The organism is Shewanella electrica (genome assembly GCF_022321485.1).
Classification (GTDB): domain Bacteria; phylum Pseudomonadota; class Gammaproteobacteria; order Enterobacterales; family Shewanellaceae; genus Shewanella; species Shewanella electrica.
Window position 1 is genome coordinate 126,142 of record NZ_JAKOGG010000001.1, and the last position, 25,172, is coordinate 151,313.

The 25,172-nt window shown below is 47.7% G+C and carries 24 protein-coding genes, 1 tRNA gene and 1 pseudogene; 17 read left to right on the forward strand and 9 right to left on the reverse strand.

Annotated features, from left to right (window positions below; genetic code table 11):
• Positions 1-78: 78 nt before the first annotated feature.
• Entirely contained in the window at positions 79-3,081 is a 3,003-nt protein-coding gene (locus L9G74_RS00450) for a TonB-dependent receptor domain-containing protein (RefSeq protein WP_238894222.1), read from the reverse strand.
• An 819-nt stretch (positions 3,082-3,900) separates the two neighbouring features.
• On the opposite strand from L9G74_RS00450, the gene prfC reads away from it, so the two are divergent.
• The 11 genes and pseudogenes from prfC to deoD all read left to right on the forward strand — a co-directional run bounded on the left by prfC (position 3,901) and on the right by deoD (position 14,640).
• Complete coding sequence (prfC, locus tag L9G74_RS00455) at positions 3,901-5,490, forward strand: peptide chain release factor 3 (protein WP_238894224.1); 1,590 nt, start codon at positions 3,901-3,903, stop codon at positions 5,488-5,490.
• 588 nt (positions 5,491-6,078) lie between these two features.
• Positions 6,079-6,966 carry a hypothetical protein gene (locus L9G74_RS00460; RefSeq protein WP_238894225.1) on the forward strand — a complete coding sequence of 296 codons (888 nt, stop codon included), beginning with the start codon at positions 6,079-6,081 and terminating at the stop codon, positions 6,964-6,966.
• A 234-nt stretch (positions 6,967-7,200) separates the two neighbouring features.
• A complete protein-coding gene (locus tag L9G74_RS00465; RefSeq protein ID WP_238894227.1) occupies positions 7,201-7,566 on the forward strand; it encodes a hypothetical protein in 366 nt (121 codons plus the stop codon).
• A gap of 64 nt (positions 7,567-7,630) precedes the next feature.
• Positions 7,631-7,798: a DUF5363 family protein gene (locus tag L9G74_RS00470; protein ID WP_238894229.1), complete on the forward strand. Its 168-nt coding sequence runs from the start codon at positions 7,631-7,633 to the stop codon at positions 7,796-7,798.
• Positions 7,799-7,817: 19 nt separating this feature from the next.
• Entirely contained in the window at positions 7,818-8,615 is a 798-nt protein-coding gene (locus tag L9G74_RS00475; protein ID WP_238894704.1) for a TatD family hydrolase, read from the forward strand.
• 179 nt (positions 8,616-8,794) lie between these two features.
• Positions 8,795-9,013, forward strand: a pseudogene (locus L9G74_RS23485) (Na+ dependent nucleoside transporter N-terminal domain-containing protein); the annotation flags it as partial.
• Positions 8,996-10,282, forward strand: coding sequence for a NupC/NupG family nucleoside CNT transporter (locus L9G74_RS00480; protein ID WP_438944534.1), 1,287 nt, complete (start codon positions 8,996-8,998; stop codon positions 10,280-10,282). The pseudogene L9G74_RS23485 and the gene L9G74_RS00480, both read left to right, overlap by 18 nt.
• Before the next feature lie 256 nt (positions 10,283-10,538).
• Entirely contained in the window at positions 10,539-11,312 is a 774-nt protein-coding gene (gene deoC, locus L9G74_RS00485) for a deoxyribose-phosphate aldolase (RefSeq protein WP_238894231.1), read from the forward strand.
• Positions 11,313-11,315: 3 nt separating this feature from the next.
• Positions 11,316-12,638, forward strand: coding sequence for a thymidine phosphorylase (gene deoA / locus L9G74_RS00490; protein WP_238894233.1), 1,323 nt, complete (start codon positions 11,316-11,318; stop codon positions 12,636-12,638).
• Between the two features lie 18 nt (positions 12,639-12,656).
• Positions 12,657-13,880 carry a phosphopentomutase gene (locus tag L9G74_RS00495; RefSeq protein ID WP_238894234.1) on the forward strand — a complete coding sequence of 408 codons (1,224 nt, stop codon included), beginning with the start codon at positions 12,657-12,659 and terminating at the stop codon, positions 13,878-13,880.
• Positions 13,881-13,929: 49 nt separating this feature from the next.
• Complete coding sequence (gene deoD, locus L9G74_RS00500) at positions 13,930-14,640, forward strand: purine-nucleoside phosphorylase (RefSeq protein ID WP_238894236.1); 711 nt, start codon at positions 13,930-13,932, stop codon at positions 14,638-14,640.
• A 109-nt stretch (positions 14,641-14,749) separates the two neighbouring features.
• Here the strand turns inward: deoD and L9G74_RS00505 are convergent, their stop codons facing one another.
• From L9G74_RS00505 to L9G74_RS00515, 3 genes are all read right to left on the reverse strand, one after another.
• Positions 14,750-15,715 carry an immunity 49 family protein gene (locus L9G74_RS00505; protein WP_238894238.1) on the reverse strand — a complete coding sequence of 322 codons (966 nt, stop codon included), beginning with the start codon at positions 15,713-15,715 and terminating at the stop codon, positions 14,750-14,752.
• Between the two features lie 318 nt (positions 15,716-16,033).
• The gene (locus L9G74_RS00510; protein WP_238894240.1) at positions 16,034-16,816 is read right to left on the reverse strand and encodes a hypothetical protein; all 783 of its coding nucleotides are present in this window, start codon (positions 16,814-16,816) and stop codon (positions 16,034-16,036) included.
• A gap of 68 nt (positions 16,817-16,884) precedes the next feature.
• Positions 16,885-17,919, reverse strand: a complete 1,035-nt coding sequence (locus L9G74_RS00515; protein WP_238894242.1) for a hypothetical protein — start codon at positions 17,917-17,919, stop codon at positions 16,885-16,887.
• Positions 17,920-18,047: 128 nt separating this feature from the next.
• Here L9G74_RS00515 and L9G74_RS00520 point away from each other — a divergent pair, with 128 nt between their 5' ends.
• Positions 18,048-18,683 carry a hypothetical protein gene (locus L9G74_RS00520; protein ID WP_238894243.1) on the forward strand — a complete coding sequence of 212 codons (636 nt, stop codon included), beginning with the start codon at positions 18,048-18,050 and terminating at the stop codon, positions 18,681-18,683.
• 272 nt (positions 18,684-18,955) lie between these two features.
• On the opposite strand, the gene L9G74_RS00525 is transcribed toward L9G74_RS00520, so the two are convergent.
• Positions 18,956-19,792, reverse strand: coding sequence for an immunity 49 family protein (locus L9G74_RS00525; RefSeq protein WP_238894244.1), 837 nt, complete (start codon positions 19,790-19,792; stop codon positions 18,956-18,958).
• 376 nt (positions 19,793-20,168) lie between these two features.
• On the opposite strand from L9G74_RS00525, the gene L9G74_RS00530 reads away from it, so the two are divergent.
• A tRNA-Trp gene (locus tag L9G74_RS00530) sits at positions 20,169-20,245 on the forward strand.
• Between the two features lie 116 nt (positions 20,246-20,361).
• Here L9G74_RS00530 and L9G74_RS00535 read toward each other — a convergent pair.
• Together L9G74_RS00535 and L9G74_RS00540 are read right to left on the reverse strand one after the other, a co-directional pair.
• Positions 20,362-21,120 (reverse strand): hypothetical protein, encoded by a 759-nt coding sequence (locus L9G74_RS00535; RefSeq protein ID WP_238894246.1) that lies wholly within the window; start codon positions 21,118-21,120, stop codon positions 20,362-20,364.
• Between the two features lie 250 nt (positions 21,121-21,370).
• A complete protein-coding gene (locus L9G74_RS00540; protein WP_238894248.1) occupies positions 21,371-21,844 on the reverse strand; it encodes a Dps family protein in 474 nt (157 codons plus the stop codon).
• A 175-nt stretch (positions 21,845-22,019) separates the two neighbouring features.
• Between L9G74_RS00540 and L9G74_RS00545 the strand changes: the two genes are divergently transcribed.
• Together L9G74_RS00545 and rimI are read left to right on the forward strand one after the other, a co-directional pair.
• Entirely contained in the window at positions 22,020-22,367 is a 348-nt protein-coding gene (locus L9G74_RS00545; RefSeq protein WP_238894250.1) for a DNA polymerase III subunit psi, read from the forward strand.
• Entirely contained in the window at positions 22,349-22,822 is a 474-nt protein-coding gene (gene rimI, locus L9G74_RS00550; RefSeq protein WP_238894252.1) for a ribosomal protein S18-alanine N-acetyltransferase, read from the forward strand. The genes L9G74_RS00545 and rimI overlap by 19 nt, the downstream gene beginning before the upstream one ends.
• Positions 22,823-22,852: 30 nt before the next feature.
• Here rimI and L9G74_RS00555 read toward each other — a convergent pair whose 3' ends face one another.
• Positions 22,853-23,248, reverse strand: a complete 396-nt coding sequence (locus tag L9G74_RS00555; RefSeq protein ID WP_238894254.1) for a hypothetical protein — start codon at positions 23,246-23,248, stop codon at positions 22,853-22,855.
• Between the two features lie 222 nt (positions 23,249-23,470).
• Between L9G74_RS00555 and L9G74_RS00560 the strand changes: the two genes are divergently transcribed.
• Positions 23,471-23,746 carry a type II toxin-antitoxin system TacA family antitoxin gene (locus L9G74_RS00560; RefSeq protein WP_238894256.1) on the forward strand — a complete coding sequence of 92 codons (276 nt, stop codon included), beginning with the start codon at positions 23,471-23,473 and terminating at the stop codon, positions 23,744-23,746.
• Positions 23,743-24,237 (forward strand): GNAT family N-acetyltransferase, encoded by a 495-nt coding sequence (locus tag L9G74_RS00565; RefSeq protein WP_238894257.1) that lies wholly within the window; start codon positions 23,743-23,745, stop codon positions 24,235-24,237. The genes L9G74_RS00560 and L9G74_RS00565 overlap by 4 nt, the downstream gene beginning before the upstream one ends.
• 133 nt (positions 24,238-24,370) lie before the next feature.
• Here L9G74_RS00565 and L9G74_RS00570 read toward each other — a convergent pair whose 3' ends face one another.
• The gene (locus L9G74_RS00570; protein ID WP_238894259.1) at positions 24,371-25,159 is read right to left on the reverse strand and encodes a GIY-YIG nuclease family protein; all 789 of its coding nucleotides are present in this window, start codon (positions 25,157-25,159) and stop codon (positions 24,371-24,373) included.
• Between the last annotated feature and the right edge of the window lie 13 nt (positions 25,160-25,172).

Here is a 25,172-nt window from a genome sequence, read left to right on the forward strand (position 1 = left end):
AGCTTGCCTAAATCTGACAAAAACGCCCAGTTTATGAGTAAACTGGGCGTTTAATTTTAGCAGTTATGAATCTTTAACTTAGAATTCGTATTGTACTTCTACAGAGAAAGTTCTGCCTGCTGCATTATAGCGTGAAGTGTCGTAAGGACGATTTTCAACTACGGTAAATGATGGCGTGCTATCTAGGATATTACGGCCCGCAAAGTTAACGCGTAGGCTGTTAGTAATCTGATAAGACGCAGTCAAGTCAAACCACAAGTATGAATCCACTTTACGGTTGTATTGATCGCCAAAAATAGCACCGTTAGATCGAGAGGTCATACTGTCGTTGATGTACGACGGCAGATAGTACGCATATAACGATGCGGTTAAATCACCATAGTAATAGCGCAGTTGACCGTTGATTTTATAGTCATCCACCCCACCAATCGTTCCGAGACGAGAGATTTTTTCTCCCCCAGCAAAGGCTTGGCTTTCCATTGTCAGGTTATCTAAGTAGGTGATTTTTGGCTCAAAACTACCGTAAGCGGTATCAAAGTAATACCCCACCTCATAGGTGATGGATTCGAACTCAGAAGATGCCATGTTAAATTGCATCTGTCGTTGTTGAATCACTCTGCCAGTTTCATCACGGACATAGAACAACTCTAATGCTAAGCGATCCTCTGTGGGCACCAGTTCAAAGATATCACTCAGGTCGCCGTATTCATTTTTACGCTTGGTGCGTTGGTAGTCTATGTTAACACTCAGGCCTGCCAGCATGCCGCTTGGTGTCCATCCCAGCCCTAATGATTCCTGAGTTGATGTCTCTGGTTTTAGATCGGGGTTAGGTGCTAAGTAGCTTTCAGCAGCATACCCTTTGAAGCTGCCAAAGTCGTATTGGCAGTCGTTATGTGCGGTACAGTCATAGTACGGATCATTATTAATAGTGGTCGGATAGGTAATGGTCCCGGCAAGGTTAAACATGGCGGTATAGTTGGGGGCTTTAAAACCTTCGCTCCAGCGGCCGCGCACACTGACTTCGGGGATCGGCTCCCAATAAAAACCTAAGCTAGGCGTGGTACGCGCAAAGGTATTGTCGCCATAAACCAATGGCACGCCTGGCTCGTAGACCGCTCCATCGACAGTACCGATAGCCCCTTTAGTTTTAGTCATGTCGCGGCGGGCAGCTAAACTCAATGTCAGCGTGTGCGCGCCGGGAATGTTAAACTTGCGGCTAAATACTGGAATACTCATCTCGCCAAATAGCGCATACATATCGCGGCTAACTTCGTTGCCGGTAAACTTCTTCACTTCTTTACTACTCACGCCGCTATCGTGCCACTCAGCACCGACGGCATAGTAGATTTTGCCCGCAGGTAACTCAAACGCGGCACCATTGAGGCGAAGTTCATAGTTATCCATGGAGGAGCTACGGGTATCGGTGTCATTACGGACGTAAAAGTCCATGATACTGCCGCCCGAGCTTTCTGCGGTGGACTTCCATGGGTTGAACGCAATGTTAGGGTCGTTACTGGTAAGCGCTAAACATTGTTTGTCAAACACCCCTTGGTAGTATTCCAGTTCAGCGTCAGTGTAACTGCCCTCAGCGATTGCGCCGTTGTAACACGCCATACCGCTGGCTGAGTTAGGGTCTGCAAGATAGGACACCATAGAGGATAGGCTGTAATCATCGCCCTTACTGCTTGAGCCTGATTTAGAGTAGACAAAATCTAACTTGGTTTCTCTATTGAACTCGTAGCTTAAGCCCCAGTTGAAGTTCCATTGGGTTTTGGTGCTCTTGATCCGCCCTGACGGCAGCACGCCGGTAGCGACTTCGTCGGCTGGACGGTATTGTACAGTGGCGTAGTCGGCATAGGTGTACTGAGCAAAGTAACCTGATGGGAACGGGTTGTAATACTGTCCTGGTGCCATTGACAGTTCTAACGCCTGGGTATTATACGTTAGCTCGCGGCTGTAATCACCGCGGGTGTACATGCCGTTAAAAAAGGTGCTGAAGTGTTCGGTCAGTTTCTGCTCAGCGTTCAGTGTCACACTGGTAGAATTTGATTTCGGGCCAGCATATTTAGGCACATAGTCCAACTTGTCGTCATCGGTTAATGGCACAAAATCGGCGATATCGGGTCTACCATTGGTACCATTAGGTAATTTGATGCCGGTGGATATCCAGTTACCATCGGCATCATACATACCATATTGAATTAACCCGGGCTGTAAGCCATTAGTGAACTGACGGAAATCGTAGTTTATGTCGTCGTAATAGTCGGAATAGTCGAGCGTGGTAAAGCCGGACTTGTAGTTGTTTACCGGATCACGTTTGCTGTGCTCAACAGAGAGCGATACGTTACCGCTGGTCCATGTATGACCAGAGAACAAGCTGATGCGGCTGTTATCAGCATCATTGGCTGATTCTTCATGCTGCAAGCTGATGGTGCTGCCCGAGAAGTTGCTGCGCAGAATAAAGTTAATAACCCCGCCCATTGCATCGGCACCGTAAATGGCTGATGCACCGTCGAGGCTGATTTCTACCCGCTCAATGGCACTTAGTGGAATGCCGTTAAGGTTAACAAAGCCATCTTCAATACCGGCGGCACCGGCAATGCGGCGACCGTTAATCAACACCAAGGTTTGGCCCGCGCCGACACCACCTAAGTTGGCGGCTGACACCCCTAATGAACCTAGACGTCCCACACTGGCTTGGTCACGATCCGCCAGCGGGCCACGGGTACGTTCGTTGGTGATTGAACCAATCGACGCCAAGTTTTGCGGTAATGTACGGATCAGTTCTTCAACGCTGGTGACACCACGAGCTTTGATCTCTTCCGCGTCGATAACGAGTTCGCGTGAGGTCATGTTGCCGTATTGCAAACGAGAGCCAGTAACCTCGATTCGTTCAACCGCTTCACTGGTAATATCGTTGGTTTTGGTCAAGTCTTTCTTGTGACTAACCTGAGTCTTGTTGATACGATTTTGTACTTCAATATTATCTGTTTGTGGGTTGTCGGCCGCGATGGCGACGGATGACAGCCCGTATAGCGCTAATGTTAAAGCGGATAATTGGAAACGGTTGCTTGTTTGCATTGGCTTTCCTTCTACTTACCTATTTTTATTTGTAATGTTGGTATTTTTGTTAATACCTTTTATTTCTAACGTTTTCTTAACAGATAAGCTTTTATCAGAAAAAGCTTACACCAACCTTGCACGACTTTAGTTGTATAACGCTGGGTTGCTGTCATAAGTAGGTAGGAAAGCTGACACGAAGATGAAATGTTAACAAAAGTGAGCGATTAAACCGCTGCCGACCTTAGGTGGTGGCAGAGCAAATAGCAAGCAATATTCCTCAGCTATGCCAGTGAGTTACCGAACAGTAATGCCTCGCGGCCTTTGGCAGTAACGGCCCGCAGCTGCTAGGGAGTAAGGTTTTTTGCTGCCGCAGTGGCGAGTATTTTACTGTAATTAAGTTAATTCTATATTAGTTGTGAATATTTAATTGGGTGGCTTACAAAAACTGCGACTGCCGTCCGCTGATAGGTGATGGGGGCTGCGTTAATGTTTGTAATCTTATCTGTGGATTGGCTAAAAGTTGGTTAAAAATTACCTTGTTCAGCACCGTGTCGTGGCCCTGTGACAGCATGCTAATAGCACTGGTTGTTAACGAATGTTTGAGTTATGCAGCGGCCGTAGCAGTTTTGCTGACAACTGAACGCGGTCAGCTTTGCGCCTTAATTAACAGGGCACTGCCGCTGGTTTGCGCTGAACGTTGGCTTATTCTGCCTGTGTTGATTGTTTCTGCGGCGCAGATCAGCGAAAATAGCGCACTTTAAATTTTACGCCTTTGAAGCTCGGTCACTTTTTTGCCGTGATACACGGGCTTCCTGTCCAATAGAAGATAGTTAATTCATGTCGAACTCAGCCATCACCACAGAAATCGGTAAACGCCGAACTTTCGCGATTATCTCGCACCCCGATGCCGGTAAAACCACCATCACTGAAAAAGTGTTGCTGCACGGGCATATGATCCAACAAGCCGGTACCGTAAAAGGCCGTGGCTCTAGTCATCATGCGAAATCTGACTGGATGGAGATGGAAAAAGAGCGTGGTATTTCGGTCACTACCTCGGTGATGCAGTTCCCGTATAACGAATGCTTGGTGAACCTGCTGGATACTCCAGGGCACGAAGACTTCTCCGAAGATACTTATCGTACGCTGACTGCTGTGGACTCATGTTTGATGGTGATCGACGCCGCTAAAGGTGTGGAAGACCGTACCCGCAAACTGATGGAAGTTACCCGTCTGCGTGACACGCCGATTGTGACCTTCATGAACAAATTGGACCGCGATATCCGCGACCCAATGGAACTGCTCGATGAAGTTGAAGGCGAGTTAAACATGATGTGTGCGCCAATCAGCTGGCCGATTGGTTGCGGTAAGTCATTTAAAGGCGTGTACCACCTGCACCGTGACGAAACCATTTTGTATCAAACAGGTCATGGTCACACCATCCAAGAAGTGCGCATTATCAAAGGCTTGAACAATCCTGAGTTGGATACTGCCGTCGGTAGTGACTTGGCTGCGCAACTGCGTGACGAGCTGGAACTGGTACAAGGTGCGTCAAACGAGTTCGATTTGGAGCTGTTCCTCAGCGGTGAACTGACCCCAGTATTCTTTGGTACGGCATTGGGTAACTTTGGTGTAGACCATATGCTTGATGGTTTGACCGAATGGGCGCCAGCACCACAACCACGTGAAGCGGACGTGCGCACCATTGAAGCCTCAGAAGAGAAGTTCACCGGCTTCGTGTTTAAGATCCAAGCCAACATGGACCCTAAACACCGCGACCGTATCGCCTTTATGCGCGTAGTATCGGGTAAATACACCCAAGGCATGAAGATGAAACACGTGCGTATTGGTAAAACCGTCAGCATCTCTGACGCGGTAACCTTTATGGCGGGTGACCGTGAGCGTGCCGAAGAAGCATACGCTGGTGACATTATCGGTTTGCATAACCACGGTACGATTCAGATTGGGGATACCTTCACCCAAAACGAAGATCTGAAATTCACTGGTATTCCTAACTTTGCGCCAGAAATGTTCCGTCGCATTCGTTTGAAAGATCCGCTGAAGCAAAAGCAACTGCTCAAAGGCTTGGTGCAGTTGTCAGAAGAGGGTGCGGTACAGGTGTTCCGTCCGCTGGATACTAACGATCTGATTGTCGGTGCCGTGGGTGTGCTGCAGTTTGAAGTGGTGGTAGCTCGCCTGAAGTCTGAATACAACGTGGAAGCGATTTACGAGCCAATCAACGTGGCGACTGCGCGTTGGGTCTACTGCAAAGATGCCAAGAAGATGGATGAGTTCCAACGTAAATGCTCAACCAACTTGGCACTCGATGGTGGTGACAACCTCACTTACATCGCGCCAACCATGGTGAACTTGAGCTTGTCGATGGAACGTTACCCAGACGTTGAGTTCGCCAAAACCCGCGAACACTAATCAGCAATATAATTATAGAGAAAGCGGCTTGATAGCCGCTTTCTTTTTGCCTTATTGGCGCAGTTTACGGCACGCAATATTCCACATAAAAAGCAGCGAGTAATAAACGATACGGTTGATACCTTGTGCCAGCTTTATACCGTCCCCACCAAGATAAAATCCATCCCACGATCCGCCGCTAACTATCTGGCATCGATGCTTGCTACGAGTTTGACAGTGATACGTGACGGCGACAGTATTCGCTCCAATTAGTCAGATTACGATATTCTCTATCATTGTAAATTGATGATCCTAAGTGTTGTATTTGTTTTTTTTATGTAATAGTGTGGCATTTGATTTCCAACTTTTCACCAACAAGAAATAAAGCTGTGTGAGTATAAACAGCGCGTCTGTTGTTGCTCATTGCGATTGGTGAATGAACATGACACTAATAGCTAAATTTTGCCAACGGGTTTGCTAAGCGATATTCATAGTTGCGCTATTAATGTTGCTAAAAACTTACCCGAGATAATTTTTGGGTTATCCTAGATTTATTTTATGAATATTTAAATTTATTACTGATTTTTTAAATGGTGGTGTGTTGGTTTTATGACTGTTATAAAATATTGTTTGCTACTTTTGGTCTTGGCAGTTTTTATTTGCATTGGTTATTTCTTTTATGATGAAGGCAAACATGAAACCAATACCGGCATTACACCATCAGAAACGGTAGAAAGTGGCAGTTCTACTGAATCGGCCTCTATTCAGATGGGCGGCGGTGGCGAAGTGACCCAGTCACCAAAAGATAATAGTTCAATTGGCGACACTGTTTACAATGTACTGTTAGATGCCTCCTTAAAAAGTTTTTACGATGAACAGGGGTTAACCGAAGAAGACATTATTGATATGAATAACAAGGGGTACAATAAATCCAATTATGTTATTGACGCCAATAACCCCTTTTTCTATGAGACGAATATAGATTACCTGTTACAGATGGCCGCTGAGGGGGATGAAAATGCACTAGCTGTGGTAATTTATCGTCTTAACCCACAAGTAAGATCCAGTTTTATGGATGTAGAGGATATTCAGTCACCAGAATATTTCAATCCAGAATATCTCGATCAAAAAGATAAAATTTTAAATGATCAGCGAGAGTCTTTTTTTTCTGAGAAAGAACTTTTTGCCGCCAGCTTTGCTAACTATGATGAAAGTGCCCTCACGGAAAAATATTTTGAAGCGCAGATGTTATCATTGGCCCAAGGTAATTACTTGAATTTTCAAAGTGTCCCCAACGAAAATCTCGATGGCAATATGATTGCACTCATGGTTAAGGCAAAAGATGGTGATAGATATGCGTCCGCTCTACTTAAATCAAGTCTCAATCGCAAGGAATATACTGATGAGCAGAAAAGTGAAGCGCAAAAAGTGGCTGATGACGTTTATGAAGATGTGTTAGCGTTAAGACAAAAATTAGCAAGCAACTCTGCTAAATAACTGGATAGCTAACATCGTTTGGTTTGAGGTTCTATTATCTGGCCTTAATTGTTTGTGACCGCTATTTATTCATGCACGATGCTGTTCTGGTTGTCGGAATAGCATCCTCACATCTCTTCATCTGCACACATTTCCGCCAACGCTTGCCATCAAACAACTGCCGCCGTGCCGTTTACAAACTGACGTTGTCAATGTAGCGTTTTGAATCGTCACACTCAATCAGGGACGCGGCCCATGAAACTGTTTAACATCTCATCGATACTTGCATTGGTCCTGCTGCTGGCTGCTTGTGGTGGTCACGGCTACCAAGGCACTTACCAAGTGGAACTCGGGGTTGAGCATGACAATCCGTTTGGCGCCTTCCTTAAAATGGCTGGCGATATGATGGACAAGCCAACGTTGATCATCGGTGATGACTATATTGAATCTGATGGGGCGCGTAGCACGTTCGATGAGATCTTTGTTCGCGACAGTCACGGCAAAACGTATTTGGTGATGAAAACCAAGGGCGATGAAAGGGCGTGGCAAATTATCGATGACAAAACCTTGCTGGTTAAAGAAGGACTTGTCAGCTATAAACTGGTGCGCGTGGTGGAATAGCGCGGTTTGCTAAACTCGACGTAGCTTGTTACAACAGCGGCATGATTTTATAGCGGGCAAGACCATGAACTTACTACATTGGATTAAACGCGCTTGGCACGGTTACACCGCATGGTGCGACCGCATGGGGCTGACCGAAGCAAACCGCCGTTGCTGTATGCCACGTTTGAGCGATCCACCGCTGGAACGCAAGCCAAGCACTACGGCAGATCATGCTGACTCTGCCAAATAAGCGTATGTCGACTCATCAGCTGCTCGACAGCCACGCCCATCTCGATTTTGCCGTCTTTGATCATGACCGCGACGCCTTGCTCGCGCAGATGCGACAGCACGGCATTAGCGGTTGTATCCTCCCCGGGGTCAGCCCCGCGCAGTGGCCGATGCTGCGCGCCATCGCAAACCAATACCACTTACCGTTCGCTCTCGGCATTCATCCTTGGTATCTGCCTGAATCGCTCGATTACGCCATAACCGCACTTGAACAAGCGCTTGAACAGGCGCAGCACGCTGATGGCGCTAAGCTGGTGGCAATTGGTGAATGTGGCCTTGATAAACTGCGCGCTAAACGTATGGCAGAGCAGGGCGAACCACAGCACTGGACGTATCAGTTAACGCTGTTTGAACGGCAATTACAGTTGGCTGAGCGTTATCAACTACCATTGATTATCCACGCGGTACAATGCCACGGCATCATGCTGGAACAGTTGGCGAAATATGATTTACCGCGCGGCGGAGTGATCCATGGATTCAGCGGCAGTGTAGCAATTGCGCAGCAATACTGGCACAGTGGTTGGCGCTTAGGCATTGGCGGCTTATTACTCAATCCGCAGGCGAAGAAGTTACGCGCCGTGGTTGAGCAACTGCCGCTAGCGGCGTTATTGGTCGAAACCGATGCACCGGATATGACGCCAGTGACCAGTGATGAGCCGCGTAACACGCCGTTGACAATCTTAGCGGTGGTGGCCGAAATTGCGCGGTTACGAAAATTATCAGTTGTTCAGGTAACAGAACAGCTCAGTAAAAATGCGGTTCAATTGTTTGACTACTAAATAGTTTTTGGTAAACGTCTAAGCTTGTTCAGCTAAGTTGCTGTATCGCAAAGGAAGACAACTGTAAAAAGTCTTGTTAACAAGGCGATTTCACCCCCACTGTCCGTTATAATGCGCGCGGTTCGAGGCGGGAACGCCATAAAAATAAATAATAAAGGTGCTGATTAATGAGCGTCGTCATGAGTTTAGTAGGCATTGTGGTCCTACTGGCGATAGCATATCTGCTATCCGCAAATAAGAAAGCGATCAACTTCCGTACCGTAGGCGGCGCATTTGCCATTCAGGCCATTTTTGGCGGCTTTGTCCTCTACGTTCCTATCGGTAAAGATATCCTCAAAGGGGTATCTGATGGTGTTTCTAGCGTGATCCAAAAAGCCAACGTGGGCATTGAGTTCCTGTTTGGCGGCTTAGCGCAATTTAAGCTGGGCTTTATCTTTGTGATCCACGTGCTGCCCGTCATTATCTTCTTCTCCTCGCTGATTGCCGTATTGTATTACCTCGGCATTATGCAATGGGTTATTCGCATTATTGGTGGTTTGCTGCAAAAAGCACTGGGCACCAGCCGCACCGAGTCGATGTCTGCCACCGCTAACATCTTCGTTGGGCAAACCGAAGCGCCCATGGTGGTGCGTCCATTTATTCCTAAAATGACCGAATCTGAGCTGTTTGCCATTATGGTCGGCGGTATGGCGTCGATTGCAGGTTCAGTGATGGCCGGTTATGCGCAGATGGGCGTACCGATGGAATACTTGGTCGCGGCATCATTTATGGCGGCGCCAGGCGGCTTGTTGATGGCGAAAATCTTCCACCCTGAGACGCAACAACCACACGATGATGTGGGTGAAATTGGCGACGACCCAGATAAACCCGCTAACGTGCTGGATGCAGCGGCGTCAGGCGCGTCCTCTGGTATGCAGTTGGCGTTGAACGTTGGCGCCATGTTGTTAGCGTTTATTGCTTTAATTGCGCTGATCAACTCAATCATCGGCGGCATCGGTTTGATGTTCGGTTACGGCGATAGTGGCCTGCAACAAGCGTTTGTGGCGCTGCAAAGCATGGTCGCAAGTACGCCTGATCTGAAACTGGCCTTTGATGGCACCTTGGCCGAAGTGGCCAAACAAGCGGGTGTCACCGTTGCCAATCTGTCGATCACCGATATCGACCGCGACATTGTGATGCAGCAGTTCACCGAACTGGCAAAAGTGACTCAGTTGCATGACGCTGCCACAGCGGTCGCTGCGGCGGCTGATGCCAAGATCTCACTGGAACTGATCCTCGGTTACATCTTCATGCCACTGGCATGGCTGATCGGCGTACCGTGGAACGAGGCGATGCTGGCCGGTTCTTTCATCGGGCAGAAGATTGTCGTCAATGAATTTGTCGCCTATTCAAACTTTGCCCCGTATCTCAAAGACGTTATCGATGGCGGTAAGCTGGTAGCTGAAACCGGTTTGGTGATGACCGACAAAACCAAAGCGATTGTTTCTTTCGCCCTGTGTGGTTTTGCCAACTTGTCATCTATCGCCATTATGCTCGGTGGCTTGGGTGCTATGGCACCAAGCCGTCGTCACGATATCGCCCGTTTAGGCATGCGTGCGGTGATTGCTGGTTCACTGGCTAACCTGATGAGTGCCACCATCGCTGGCCTGTTTGTGTCGCTGTCATAGTGGCGTAATCGCGATTGGTTACAAGCATTTAAATAAAACCCGGCAGCGACGCCGGGTTTTGCTTTTTATGGAAAGCTTAGCTTTTGGTAATTGTTCATGATATTTGAACGGCGGTTCTAGATTTGAGACAAATGCGGGTATATTATTGGCGCCGCATATTGAGTGTTCAGCCCCATAAATCCGGTTTATCGGCCTGAATATTACCTAGATAGCAAGGTGCAGCCAAAGAGCTGCCACCGAATGCGGAGAACATTGCATGACAGACCTTAAATTAGCAGCACGTAAAGCCATCAGCCTGATGGATTTGACCACGCTGAACGATGACGACACTGACCAACGCGTTATCGACCTGTGCCACAAAGCCAAAACCCCTGCTGGTAACACTGCCGCAGTATGTGTGTACCCACGTTTTGTGCCGATTGCGCGTAAAACCTTAGCCGCTATTGGTGCCGACAGCGTCCGTATCGCCACTGTGACTAACTTCCCGCATGGTAATGATGATATCGATATCGCCGTGCTAGAAACCCGTGCCGCAGTAGCTTATGGTGCCGATGAAGTCGATGTAGTGTTCCCATACAAAGCCTTGATGGCTGGCAACGAAACCGTTGGTTTTGAATTGGTTAAAGCCTGTAAAGCCGCCTGTGGTGATAGCGCATTGCTTAAAGTCATCATCGAATCGGGCGAGCTGAAAGACCCAGCGCTGATCCGTCAAGCGTCTGAAATCGCTATCGATGCCGGTGCTGACTTTATCAAAACCTCTACCGGTAAAGTGCCAGTGAACGCCACCATTGAAGCGGCTGAAATCATGCTGACCGTGATCAGTGAGAAAAACCGTAACGTCGGCTTTAAACCTGCCGGTGGCGTGCGTGATGCGGCACAAGCGGCCGAATTCTTAGGTGCCGCAGCCCGTATTTTGGGTGATGACTGGGCTGATGCACGTCACTTCCGCTTTGGTGCTTCAAGCCTGCTGAATAACCTGCTGCACACCTTGGAACTGGCCGACGCGCCAGCAGCCAGCAAAGGCTACTAAGCCGTGTTGTTAGCACAAGAGATTATTCGCCAAAAGCGCAACGGCGCTGCACTGAGCGAGCAAGAGATTGCTTTTTTCGTGCAAGGCATTACTGACGGGAGCATCAGCGACGGTCAGATTGCCGCCTTTGCCATGGCGACCTATTTCCAAGGCATGAACATGGATGAACGTGTGGCGCTGACCCGCGCGATGCGTGATTCGGGCGATGTGCTCAGCTGGCAAGATTGTACCTTTAACGGCCCGGTGCTCGATAAACACAGCACCGGCGGCGTCGGCGATGTCACCAGTTTAATGCTTGGCCCCTTGGTCGCCGCCTGTGGCGGTTATGTGCCGATGATTTCTGGCCGTGGCCTTGGTCATACTGGCGGCACACTGGATAAACTCGATGCCATTCCCGGCTATCAAACCAGTGTGAGCAGTGCGCAGTTCCGCAATACCGTGCGTGAAGCCGGTGTGGCAATTGTCGGGCAAACGGCCGCTTTAGTACCTGCCGATAAACGCTTTTATGCCATCCGTGACAACACCGCCACGGTGGAGTCAATGGGATTGATCACCGCCTCCATTCTGTCGAAAAAACTGGCCTGTAGTCTCGACGCACTGGTGATGGACGTGAAAGTCGGCTCCGGCGCTTTTATGCCAACCTATGCAGACTCTCAAGCCTTAGCCGAATCTATCGTTACCGTGGCCAATGGCGCGGGCACCCGCACTTCGGCACTGTTAACTGACATGAACCAACTGTTAGCCTCTTCCGCTGGTAATGCGTTAGAAGTGGCCGAAGCGGTGCGCTTTCTCAAAGGGGAGAGCAGCAATACGCGGTTATACGAGGTCACCATGGCGCTGAGCGCCGAACTGCTGCAACAAGGCAAACTGGCTGGCTCGCAAGCGGAGGCGCTGCAACAGCTTGAGCACGCACTGCAATCGGGCGCGGCGGCGGAACGTTTTGGCCGCATGGTGCACCTGCTCGGCGGCCCGGTGGATTTTGTTGAACGTGCTGAGCACTACCTGCCAACGGCGCCTATCGTCAAACCTGTGTATGCCGACAACTCCGGCATGGTTAGCGCGATGGATACTCGCGCTATGGGCATGGCCGTGGTGAGCTTGGGTGGCGGTCGCAAACAAAGCGGCGACACGCTCGACTACCGCGTCGGCTTGAGCCAAGTGTGTGCCTTGGGCGATGTACTGCATGCCGAGCAACCTTTGGCGTTAATCCACGCCAACTCAGAAGCAGACTTTTTACAGGCCGCGGCCGCCGTTAAAGCGGCGGTGCAAGTGAGTGATGCCGCGCCTGCCACTCAGCAAGTTTACCAAGTTATTCGGGCTGATTAATCGAGGGATGAACCGTTAGTGAAGCGTTGTATTATTTTAATGCTCGACTCATTTGGGATTGGCGCCAGCGCCGATGCTGACAAATTTGGTGATGCGGGTGCCGACACCTTTGGCCATATCGCGGCCGAGTGTGCCGCAGGCAACGGCGATAACGCCGAACGCAGTGGCACGCTGCAACTGCCGAATCTCGCCAAACTGGGGTTGGCGCATGCCGCCTATGAAAGCACTGGCAGTTTTCCTGCGGGCTTCGGTGACAACATCGAGGTGATTGGCGCTTATGGTCATGCGGCTGAGCTAAGCTCAGGCAAAGACACGCCAAGCGGTCACTGGGAAATGGCCGGCGTACCCGTGCTGTACGACTGGGGTTATTTTGCCGATAAAACCCATTCGTTCCCTAAAGCATTGACCGATGAAATCTTGCGCCGCGCTGGGCTACCCGGTTTTTTAGGTAACTGCCACGCCTCAGGCACGGTGATTTTGGATGAACTCGGCGAGCAGCATATGCAAACCGGCTTGCCGATCTTCTACACCTCGGCGGATTCCGTATTCCAAATCGCTTGCCATGAAGACACTTTTGGCCTCGACAAGCTGTATCAGCTGTGCGAAATCGCCCGCGAAGTGCTTGAGCCGTACAACATCGGCCGAGTGATTGCGCGGCCATTTATCGGCAGCGGTAAAGGCCAATTTGAACGCACTGGCAACCGCCATGATTACGCGGTTGAGCCGCCAGCCAAAACCGTGCTGGATAAACTCAAAGCCGCAGGCGGCAATGTTATTAGTATCGGTAAAATTGCCGATATTTATGCAAACTGTGGCATCACCGCTAAAGTTAAGGCAACGGGCTTAGCAGCACTGTTTGACGCCACGCTGGAGCAAGTGAACAGCGCCGCCGATAACAGCATCGTCTTTACCAACTTTGTTGATTTTGACTCGCAATTTGGTCATCGCCGCGATGTGGCGGGTTATGCCGCCGCGCTGGAATATTTCGATGCCCGTTTGCCGGAGTTGCTCGCCAAGCTGCAACCCAACGATTTAGTGATTTTAACGGCCGACCATGGGTGTGACCCAACGTGGCGCGGCACCGACCATACCCGCGAACACGTCCCCGTGATCGCATACGGGGCAGGTCTACCAGCGGGCTCGCTGGGATTACGCAATACCTTTGCTGATATTGGTCAAACGATAGCAGCCTATTTTGAGCTGGAACCGATGCAGTATGGTTCCTCATTTTTACCGCGCTAGCACCCGTTAGTTAGGTAACGACGAATTTAACGTTAAGGGGTTAATTTTAATGGCTACACCACACATCAACGCCGCTGATGGCGCATTCGCCGAAACTGTCCTGTTTCCTGGTGATCCGCTGCGTGCTAAGTACATTGCAGAGACGTTTTTGGAAGACGTGGTACAAGTGACCGACGTACGCAACATGCTGGGTTTCACTGGCACGTACAAAGGCAAAAAAGTGTCGGTAATGGGTTCAGGCATGGGCATTCCATCTTGCTCAATCTACGCCACTGAATTGATCAAAGATTACGGCGTGAAAAACCTGATCCGCGTTGGTTCATGCGGCGCTATCAGCCAAGACGTCAAAGTGCGCGATGTGATCATCGGCATGGGCGCTTGTACTGATTCACAAGTTAACCGCACTCGCTTTAAAGGCCACGACTTTGCCGCAGTAGCAGATTACACCCTGTTGAGCACCGTCGTTGATGCGGCTAAAGCGCACAACATCCCGGTACGTGTCGGTAACGTTTACTCTGCCGATCTGTTCTACACACCAGACGGCGAAATGTTCGACGTGATGGAAAAAATGGGTGTGCTTGGCGTAGAAATGGAAGCCGCTGGCTTGTACGGCGTTGCCCATGAATTCGGCGCCCGCGCCTTGTGTGTGGTGACGGTATCTGATCACATCCGCACTGGTGAACAAACCACCTCTGAAGAGCGCCAAACCACCTTCAACGACATGATCGTGATGACCTTGGAAGCAACTCTGAAGCTGTAATCGTTATTGCCGTGACGGATTAAAAAAGAGGCTTTCGAGCCTCTTTTTTGTTAGTTGATGATTAACGTTGAACGCTGGTAATGCTCGCGCACGCGGCTTAACCTGCTTACTAGCTAAAATCCCCATCCACTAACCACTGCGGAATATAGTCCGTTTCAAAGTCGAGTTGCCAGCCGTTGCGGGCTTTGGCTAATGCCGCCAATGCCGTCAGTGGTAACGCAATCCAACCTTCTGGTGCGGACTTGTCATCTTTCCAGTATTGTTTATGCATTTGTACTGCCTCTTGCATTTTTTCGTTAAACTCTGCGTCGGCATCGGGGGTGAAAATGCAACGGATAACCGGTAATAGCGGCTCCAGTAAGTGATTGGCTAGTTTCTCACGCTCAGGGGTACCATCGACCTCAGATATCAGTGCCGTCCTCAGTAAGTATACGATATCGCTATCTTGCTGGAATATCCCCTTCAGCAGCGCCACAAAGGCGAGATCAAAGCCGTCACTAGGGATAGTCGCTTGCGCAAAAATCTCAGGGGTTACCTGTGCTAAGCTGTTGATGGCTTCAATGTCTCTCATTAGCAAAGCGCAATAGTAGGTGTTCAACCACGTATTGCTGTCGGTGTAATCGCATGTTTCACTGCCGCAGAGTTCCACTAAATCGCCGTCTAATGGTGTTAAGAAAGGGCGGTCTGGCTCGACTAAACGCTGTTTAAAGCGCGCTATGCCTATATCTTTTGCTAGACATAGATAATGTTGTACTTTTTGCTTTGGATACCAACCAGCAGCCGCGGCTACACAAAATGTATCAAAAGTGCTTTTAAAATGTGAGCCTAACGCTGGATTGCCATCTTTAAAAGAGGGATTAATGGTTCTTACAAATAAGTCGTTATAGCTATCTATTTTATCGGTTACAGCGCGCGAGCCCTGTGGCAGCTCAATATGGCGATCATTAGCGATTGAGGTTTTAGGTGAATCAATGCCTGCTTCGCTGGCTTGTGTGGCACTAGTTTGGTGGGGCGTGGCAGTCTCATTTGGCTTACGCTTAAATATCTTACTCAGAAGATTCTTTATCTTCGACATCTCGTACATCCTATTACTAAAACAGATAACTGACTGATACTCATACAGTCTTTGATTGTTCATTAATCACTCGACATATTTCAGACGGATGGTCAATGAGGTTGGGTCGTTATGCGTATGCCGTTAGTGGCTTTGAGCACTTTTATAAATAAGCGGCGCTAGTGGCGGAAAACTTAATGGTTAGGTGAGATTAAAATGCTCAATCAACGTCAACTATACCGATACTTTTGCTCGCGGACTCTGGCCAATCCGCCTGATATCGACGAATGTTAGCTGCTTACATTTTCAAAAACACTCAACTGGAGCAGACAGTACGTGTTAGCCGTTGTTGATAAAGCTAAATTTGGGCAATGTACCATCTCGATATCGCGCCATTGCCATATCGGCATGCTGTTGATTCAACATATCTATTTTTAGCGCAACCAGCTCCTCATGAGGTCGGTCGTAAAAATCGACTAATTCATCATAGTAAGCGGGGTTATCAAGCATCAATTGCACAACTAACACACTAACTGGATCAAAATAGCCGATAGGCTTCTCAATGATTGAGTTGATTAAAGCGATCTCTGAGGTGGTATCAAATATTTCTGTTATTTTCTTTTCAGCGGCAGTAAATAGTATTGCTAACCTTTCCTCAAATTCATTTAAATAAACGTAAGATGTCGAACCATCCTTCCGCGCTTGTTCAAAATTAGTTAAAAATTCTGGGCGAGGTTGAAATAGAATGCAACGACCATGGCTAACATTTTTGGGTGCCCAAGATAAGCCATTAATACCAACAATCCAATTGGTAGTGTCTTTCATGTTGTAAATCATCTCCATTGCCTTACCAATCTCCTTATGTCCAACTTGGATAGAAAATTGAAAAGTAACGAAGTCCGATTTATTAGACATAGCTGTATAGATATCAACAAATGCGCCTTTAGGTATTTTATAGGAGAATGTTCTTTTTGTTTTTAGATATCTCCAACCGGGTTTACCCTCGATAAACCTTTGCATAATTTCTTCACAAGCTTGTTTGATATTAGTGTAGCGGGGCGCGTCAGTTGCATTTGGCGTACGCTTAAATAGCTTGCTAATAATATTCTTTATCTTTGACATCGCTTACATCCATTGACAGAGACAGACAGTGATTTGAACTGATGGGTTTGCGTATGGCCTTAGACCATTTATCGCGTCATTGATGGTTGTTCATACTGTTTACCAAACTCGTAGTCTGCATCGGTAAATGGTGACGTTATCGCATCGTCAAGCACCTTGTCATAATGCGGCCAGTCTTCACGCACACGTTTGAGCGTAGCCTGCATCATGTCATCGATATATACCGGTTGTGGCTCGGGGAGTTGGTCAAATGGTGCGTCAAACAACGGGTGCTCTACAACTGGATTTTTTAATCCCTTTAATGCTCGCAAACGGAACAACATCAGCAGCTCTAGCGGACATCGGTAAAGGGTAATGTGATGAAAATCATGATTGGCCTTGTTCGTGTCATCCCACGATTGGTGTGTATGACGGTCACTCGCGGCAATAAGAGCTGGTAGCAGTGCTTGTTCATCGGCAATATCCCAATGTGCTAACAGCCATTCGTATACCGGCTCATCGTAGGCCGAGTTAGGGAAATCAATGGTGATATCTTGCCATTTGCCGAATAACCGTAACATGAACATCTGACCACGACGATGGTACTCATCATTAAAGTCCATGCAATAATCACGATGAATGGCAGCATAGATAAGACGAGCAACAACTTTGGCCTCTTCTATTTGGCCAAGAAGAAACAGCCACCCCATATACTCGACTTCGTCGTAAAAAAATATCCCTAGTTTTTCAGGTGGGTTTTCATTTTTCAAAATTCCCTTGACAACAAACTGATAATTCCAAAAAAAATGCAACTTAAAATACAACACACTATAAGCAGTGCTTTTATTGAGCTGACCAAGCCAATTGCCGCCCGTGAGCGCCGTTGATACTGAGTGGCTCTCTAAGGTTGACGCTAATCTAAAATAAAGCGTTTTACACGGTAAATTGATTTTATTATCAACATCGCTGCGCCGATTATAAAGCTCGATCTTATGGATATCTGACTGAATTCTAATTAATTCCTCACTATCACAAGCCAGACGCTTTGCCACCGCTTTTTTAGAGCGCCAGCGTTTCGGTATGCCGATGGTGTTAAATGTTGTGGAATTCATCCCTTGTTCCATGTTCAAGTTTGCTGAGTACGTTACCAGATGAGGCTAACTTGGGTACAGTGACTTTGCGCCAAAATTCTGTTTTAAAATCAGTTACTATTAGTGCTCTTATCGTTAAGGAAAACAGAGGTATTTAACGGATGCAGTGGCGCAATAAACTTGGCAAGGTGGCGGTTATTTTACTGCTTGTGCCGCAACTCATGGCTTGTGCCGTGGTGGCTAATGCGCAAAAGCGGCAGCAAGCGATACTTGATAGTGCCGAATCTCAGTGCGATTTTGCTGCGGCAGTCACTACGCCAACACCAACAGAAAATGGTTTTAAGGTGGTGGTAGATAACCACTCGCCCGCCTGTGATAATTTTGCTGAGGGTAAGAGTTACTATGCAATAGTGCCGATTAAGCCAAATGCGACGCTCCGCATCAGCAGTGAAGCCTACAACCCCGCGTTATATTTCAAGCCAATCGTCCGCTTTTATGATGCAAACTTTAACGCAGAGAAAACACTTATTCCTGAATTGCGCCCGCCTAAATTTACATCGTATTTATCACAGGAACGCGTGATGCAAGGCACGGTGGTAACCCCCTCCAATGCCCATTATCTGTTGATTTATACTAGCCCCACCTTCCTGCAAACATGGGATTACTTTACCGTCACCCCTGGGCGCTTTGAGGCTGTACGGCAGAATGACCACTATGTTCAGCGCCAGACGCCCAGTCAAACAAGCCTTATCTATCGTGGTCGTGTAGGCACGTTAACTATTAACTATATTGAGTGAGTAGCCCAAGGTGACTCAGGATTTAGCTAACAGCGGCCAATTGGCGAATGGCTCGCTACACGCTGGATATGGCAGCGATAGCCGTTTAGGGCAGGCATAAGCATGACAAGCTTGGCTAACGCTAAAAAGGCTATGGGTTGAACAGGCCCGCTGTAGATACAGATAACTTATTCATACGGCCTGCCCCAAACCTGAGATATCTGCTAGCTTGTATGCATGAAAACAGGCTACGAAAAGTAGCCTGTTTATACGCGTTTGAATAAGAAAAGACCTTAGCTAAAATCCCCATCCACTAACCACTGCGGAATATAGTCCGTTTCGAAGTCGAGTTGCCAGCCGTTGCGGGCTTTAGCAATAGCGGCTAGCGCAGTAAGCGCTAACGATATCCAGCCAGCTTTATCGTACTTGTCCCCATTCCAATATTTCTTATGCAGCTTCACCGCTTCTTTAACCACTTGATTAAATTCCGCTTCGGCATCAGGGGTGAAGATGCAACGGATAACCGGTAATAGCGGTACCAGTAAGTGATTGGACCATTTAGCGCGGTCTTTGCCTTTTATCTCAGCCGTCAGTGCCACTTTTAAGCGTTCGGCCATATCGGCGTTTTGTTGAAACAAGCCTTGCAGTACAGCCACTAAGGCTAAATCAAATGCATCGCTGGGAATATTGGCCATGGCAAAGTGTTTGGGCTGTACTTGCTGCAAACTATTAATGGCGTCGATATCGCGCAGCAAAATGGCGGTAAAGTAAGTTTCCCACCAAGCATTACTGTCGGTGTAGTCGCCTTTGTAGCGTCCTGTCAGCGTTATCTGCTGGCCATTAATGCTGACCTCAAAGGTCTCGCCATGGCGCACATGTTGAGCGAAATGGGCGACACCAAACTCTCTTGCGAGCTTTAGATAGCGTAAGGTGGTTGATTTTGGGCAATCGGCGATTAGTGAGTACGAGACGCCTTTTAACGATTCAGTAATGTATAAACCCATCACACTACCACCATTATTCCGACGCATATTGTCATATAGACCATCATCATCGGATAGAAGCCCCTCAAATGTTTCTAATGCTTCAAGCGGTATGAACTTTTTTAACTCAAGATGGCGTTTAATCATGGGGTACTTCCTTGGTAAATCGGTCGATGCGCTATTGGCACCGTTAGTCCAGTTAGCGCCGCAAGCAGAATGCGGCACTACTAATAAGTGGTGTGGCAAATATGGGCTTGAACGGCGCACTATGTTTGTTTGCGGGTTAAATACACAGCGTTGCTGATTGATGAGACGAAATCGGGTTATTACCGTGAATCAATCACTCGCAGGTGCAAGCTGTTAATCATCACTAGATAACCTAAAATGGCGATGCAATACACACAATATGCAGTAAAAACCGCCAGTTAACGGTTGTTTGACTGAAAAAGCTGCATTTGGTGAGTTTATCCTGAAAAAGTCCTTTACCTTTAACGGGGGTTTTTGCATAATGCGTCCCGTTCGAAGGGGTGTAGTTCCAATTGGTAGAACAGCGGTCTCCAAAACCGACGGTTGCGAGTTCGAGTCTTGCCACCCCTGCCATATTCTAACGGCTCGCATAGCAATATGCGGGCCGTTTCCTTTTTCAGGGCATCAGTAACATGAGCGCCCAAGCACTCGCCAAACTATCTATGGCGAGTGCTCAGTATGACAACCTATTACGGTTTGACTGCCTTAACGAAGTAACGATCGGTGTGACCCATAATCTGCTCATCAAATACTGAGAGTTGATGGTTGTCTTGCGGGTTGTGGTAGATGTCTGAGGTGGTTTGCTCAATAAAGCCTGCTTGCTCTAACAACTCGGTGATGACGTGCGGTTCAATGCGATGCAGTTTGTCGTTGTTGTTACCGGCACTGCCAACGTGGTCAACCACGGCAAAGGTGGCACCGGGCTTAAGCGCTTGATAGACGTTTTTAAGGATCTTCAGCGTTTCTGCTTCGCCCAAGCTGTTGTAATAATCGTGAATATTATTGCCCCAGAACACCAGATCCAGCTGATTATGCAGCGGAATGGCATCCATCTCCCAAATCACGGCTTGCACATTCGTCAGCTTGGCACCGTCGATGCGGTCATGTAGCTGTTTAAGATACTTACCATCGGCCATGGTTTCCATGTGGTGATTGTTTTGGGCGTACACCATGCCTTTACTCCCCACGGCGGCGGATAAAATCTCCGTGCTGTAACCCGAACCTGCGCCCATATCCATGATGGTCATGCCCGGCGTGATGCCCAAAAATTCCACCATTTTCAGCGGTAAACGGCTTTTATCTTGCTCTAGCTCGGTTTGATGGAACGGCGTTTTTAATTGGGCTTGCACGTTGGCGATGGCTTGGCTGTTATCGGCGGCAACAACGGCGAGGGAAGGCGTTAATAGTAAGGCTGCGAGTAGCGGTAAAGTGCGATGAAGATGCGTCATAGTCATATTCCATTATTAACAGCTAATTTGTGAGCTTTCATACTAGCAGAGATCTCGCCAGTGGTTAGTTGAATAAAATGGGTGGAATCTATCGGCTTAACTGAAGTAAGTGTGGGTACATGCTCGGATAGAATGTTGCAGCATGACGTATGCATTGGCGTTTTTGACTGCTCAAAAAAAGGGCCACATTGCGTGGCCCAAAACATAACTCAGATAATGATAGATAGATGAATATGCAGAGAAAAACTGATTAGCGCTGTAGCAGCGAACGCAGCATCCAAGCGGTTTTCTCATGCAGCTGGATACGCTGGGTTAGCAAATCGGCGGTCGCTTCGTCATTGGCTTGGTTAACCAACGGATAGAGGCTACGGGCGTTGCGAATAATCACTTCTTGGCCTTCCAGCAATTCTTGAATCATCTGGTTAGCATCAGTCACACCGTTATCTTCTTTAATGCCGGTTACTGCGGCAAAGGCACTGTAGGAGCCTGGCACACGTTCGCCCAAGGCACGCACACGTTCCGCCAGTACATCGACTGCGGTTGCCAGTTCGAGGTATTGATCCTCAAACATCTGGTGCAAGCTGTTAAACATTGGCCCGGTCACGTTCCAATGGAAGCTGTGGGTCTTCAGGTACAGGCTGTAGGTGTCGGCCAACACTTTATATAGACCCTTGGCAATCTCTTGACGATTTGCTTGATCGATTCCGATATTAATCTGACTCATATTGACCTCCTCTTAAGTTGATGGGACTAGTCTAACGCTCACGCTGAGAGTTTAAAGTGGATAGAATCGATGTTACTAATCGGATTTTTAGTGGAACTTGCTTGAATAACGGCTAAGCCCCATTGTGCTGGGGATTCTGGTAAACTGTCGCCAATTGGATGTTAACGGGTGTTAAATGAACAGTTATCTTCACGCCATGGGCATTACCCAATGGCAGCCAAAATCTGAGCAAATAAGCGATGGCTTATGGTTGTTGGCCGACAGCGGCAATGATGTCAGCCTTGAGCATCCGCTGGTGCAAGAAGTATTAAAGCTGCTGCAAGTGGACAGCCGCGATTGCCAGATTGCCAGCAGTGAGACCGCCGACAAAATCGCCCCAAGCCAAGTGTTATGGGACATGCGCGCTCAACCACAAACCGGCCGCCTGCGCAGCCAACCATTGCCGATGCTGTGCCAAAGCGCCCCCGCCAAACGTGAGCTATGGCAGCAGATTTGGCAGCAAGAGTGGCAGCAACAGCAATGATCAAACCGCTGACGATTGATAACCTCGGCAGCATGCTGCCCATCGAACAAGCCGCCCATGCTTATCCGTGGAGTGAAGCCGTACTTGCCAGCTGTTTTGGCGAACGCTACCGCGTATTTGGGCTGTTTATTGAAGAGGAAGCAGGGCAGTCTGAGTTGCTCGGTTACGCCATCTACCAATTTCTATTTGAAGAAGCGACGCTGATGAATATCTGCATCAATCCCAGCGCACAGGGCAGGGGATTAGGTAACACACTCCTCAGCCACAGCATGCAAACACTGGTGGATGATGCCGCCATCGAAGTGGTGTTCTTAGAAGTACGCCAAAGCAACCAAGCCGCCATCGCCCTCTATCAAAAACTCGGCTTCAGCATCGACGGCGAACGCAAAAACTACTACGAAACCGCTGACGGTCGAGAAACCGCCGTGCTGATGTCAAAGCGGTTTGGTGCATAATTGAGTTGCGGATGAGCAGCGGCTGGTGATTCACTCTTCGATCTCCGGCTCTTGGTAGTGCTCTCTCAGTGCTACCCGTTCGCCTTTTTCAGCGAGCAGTAGCACTTCATCGGCGGCAATGTTGATCTGCGTTAGCGCGAAGTAGCGCAGCTCATACTCCGCTTGATTAAGCTCGTGAGTTAACACCAGCAAAAAGTCTTTACCTTGGTAATCCGCACCGAAGCTCTGCAACTCCTGCTTGAATTCAGCTACCGTCTTTTCCCGTAGATAGGGTTCTCGTTCGCCAATCGCCGCACCGGGCGAGTCACTTTTTACTTGCCCAACCATATCGATGCGAGACTTCAATCCCACACTGGAAATGGCGCAGCTGATGGCCAATTTATCATCGGCCGACTGCAACGCCGTTAGTATTGCTTCTATGTTCATTAGTTAATCTTTTTCATGTTGTTGAATATCATTACATCGCTCGCATGTTACACCTTTTCTGGCGTAATGCAGGCGAGTAGCAATGAAAGTGACGGTGGTTAGCATGTTACCTGTCTGCTTTAACTAATAACTATTGGTGTGCCAAAGTGACACTTAAATTGATCATTTTTGAGTTTGATACCATAATGCTTGCTGTGCCACTTTGACACATTGGAGAACACGATGGCCTCAACATTACCGCGTATTACCGCCAGAGTAGACCTTGATACACAAGATTTACTGACCAAAGCCGCCGCTATTGCCGGTATGTCTAGCATTAACTCTTTTGTGCTAAATGCCGCGATTGAAAAAGCTAAGCAGGTAATTGAGCGCGAAGAAACTCTCAAACTCAGCCGAATCGACGCTATGGCACTGATGGAAGCGCTCGACCAACCCGCCAAGCCCAATGCCAAACTGCAAGCCGCCGCCAAGCGCTATGACGGTAAAACCCAGCAATGAATACCGTGCTGCTCGACAAAGATAAACACGATAGAAACCGATTCAATTGTGGTATCGACGCGCTGAATAACTACTTCAAAGTGATGGCCAGCCAGCAAGCCAAAAAAGACAACACCCGCACCTTTGTGTTGGAAGATGACACCGATAACTCGGCCGTGATTGGGTTTTATACGCTAACTATGACCCCGATTGATCTGAACACCTTGCCCAGTAAACTGCAGAAAAAGCACCAGTCATCGATGTCTGGCGGACTCATCGCCCGCTTAGCCGTAGATAATCGTTACCAAGGCCGAGGATTCGGTGAATGGTTACTGATCGACGCCCTGCGTAAATTACTCGCCGCCAGCGACACCGTCGCCTTTCCCATCGTCATCGTTGATGCCAAAGACGGCGCCGCACACTTTTACGAAAAATATGGCTTCACCGCATTTCAAGACACTGAAAACAAACTCTTCATCACCATCGCAAACATCCGTGCCAGCCTGAGTTAATGGCATGATTACCCAAGAAAAACGCCCAACCAAGATGTGAGTAACGCATCATCGGTGCTTCTCTAAGTGCATCGAATCAACCAGTCCTACATCGCCCGCTATCCTTCACCATCGACGGTGAACACAAAAATTATTATCTGTAATTTTGTCTTTTAATAAGTATGGGTTTTGGTTTTAATTCGTAAGCATTTAATATTGATTTCGCTTGATTCTCTGTTATGTTTTTTAGATTTGTATTCTTTAAAACATTTGTTTTGGAGTTGAATGTTCTCTTTAATAAAAGAACATACGCCTCACTTTTGAATTCATCGGAAATGAATTCATTTGTTTGGATTTTCATGAATGCTTTTGCTAAATGTTCCCAAATTTCTATTTCATTTTCAGGGTTTTTATCTCTAGAAAAATCGTCTAGGGAATCATTTATTGACCTGGGATAAACTATGGATAACACATCTCTAAATATAGATATTCTCTGCTTCTGAGAGTTGCTTAATATGCTTGTGCCAATTGGAGAAGGTGTTAAATCTTTCACTTTGACTGTATTCATATTTTTTTCATCTAATTCATGATCTTGTTCATGAGTGTTTTTGTTATTACGTATGTCGTGTAAGGTTGCGACTTTAGCTTTTCCGAATAATTCCTCACATATGTTAATCACATTTTTTCTCGCAACTTCGAATGGAAGTCTGAAAAACTCTCTTCTCTTATTATGTCTATATGATTTAAGAGTTTCATGAATCTTTTTTTCAGCAATATCACAATCAGGAACGGTGCATGAGAATAAAACGTCAAATGGTTCTGGGACCCCAGTTTTCCCAAAATATATTTGTTTTGCTCTAACTTCAGGGCTTATTCTTGTTTTCCCTATTTTTAATACATATGGTTCGAACGATTTGTTATTTAAAATGTATATAAAACTCATTATTTTACCCGGA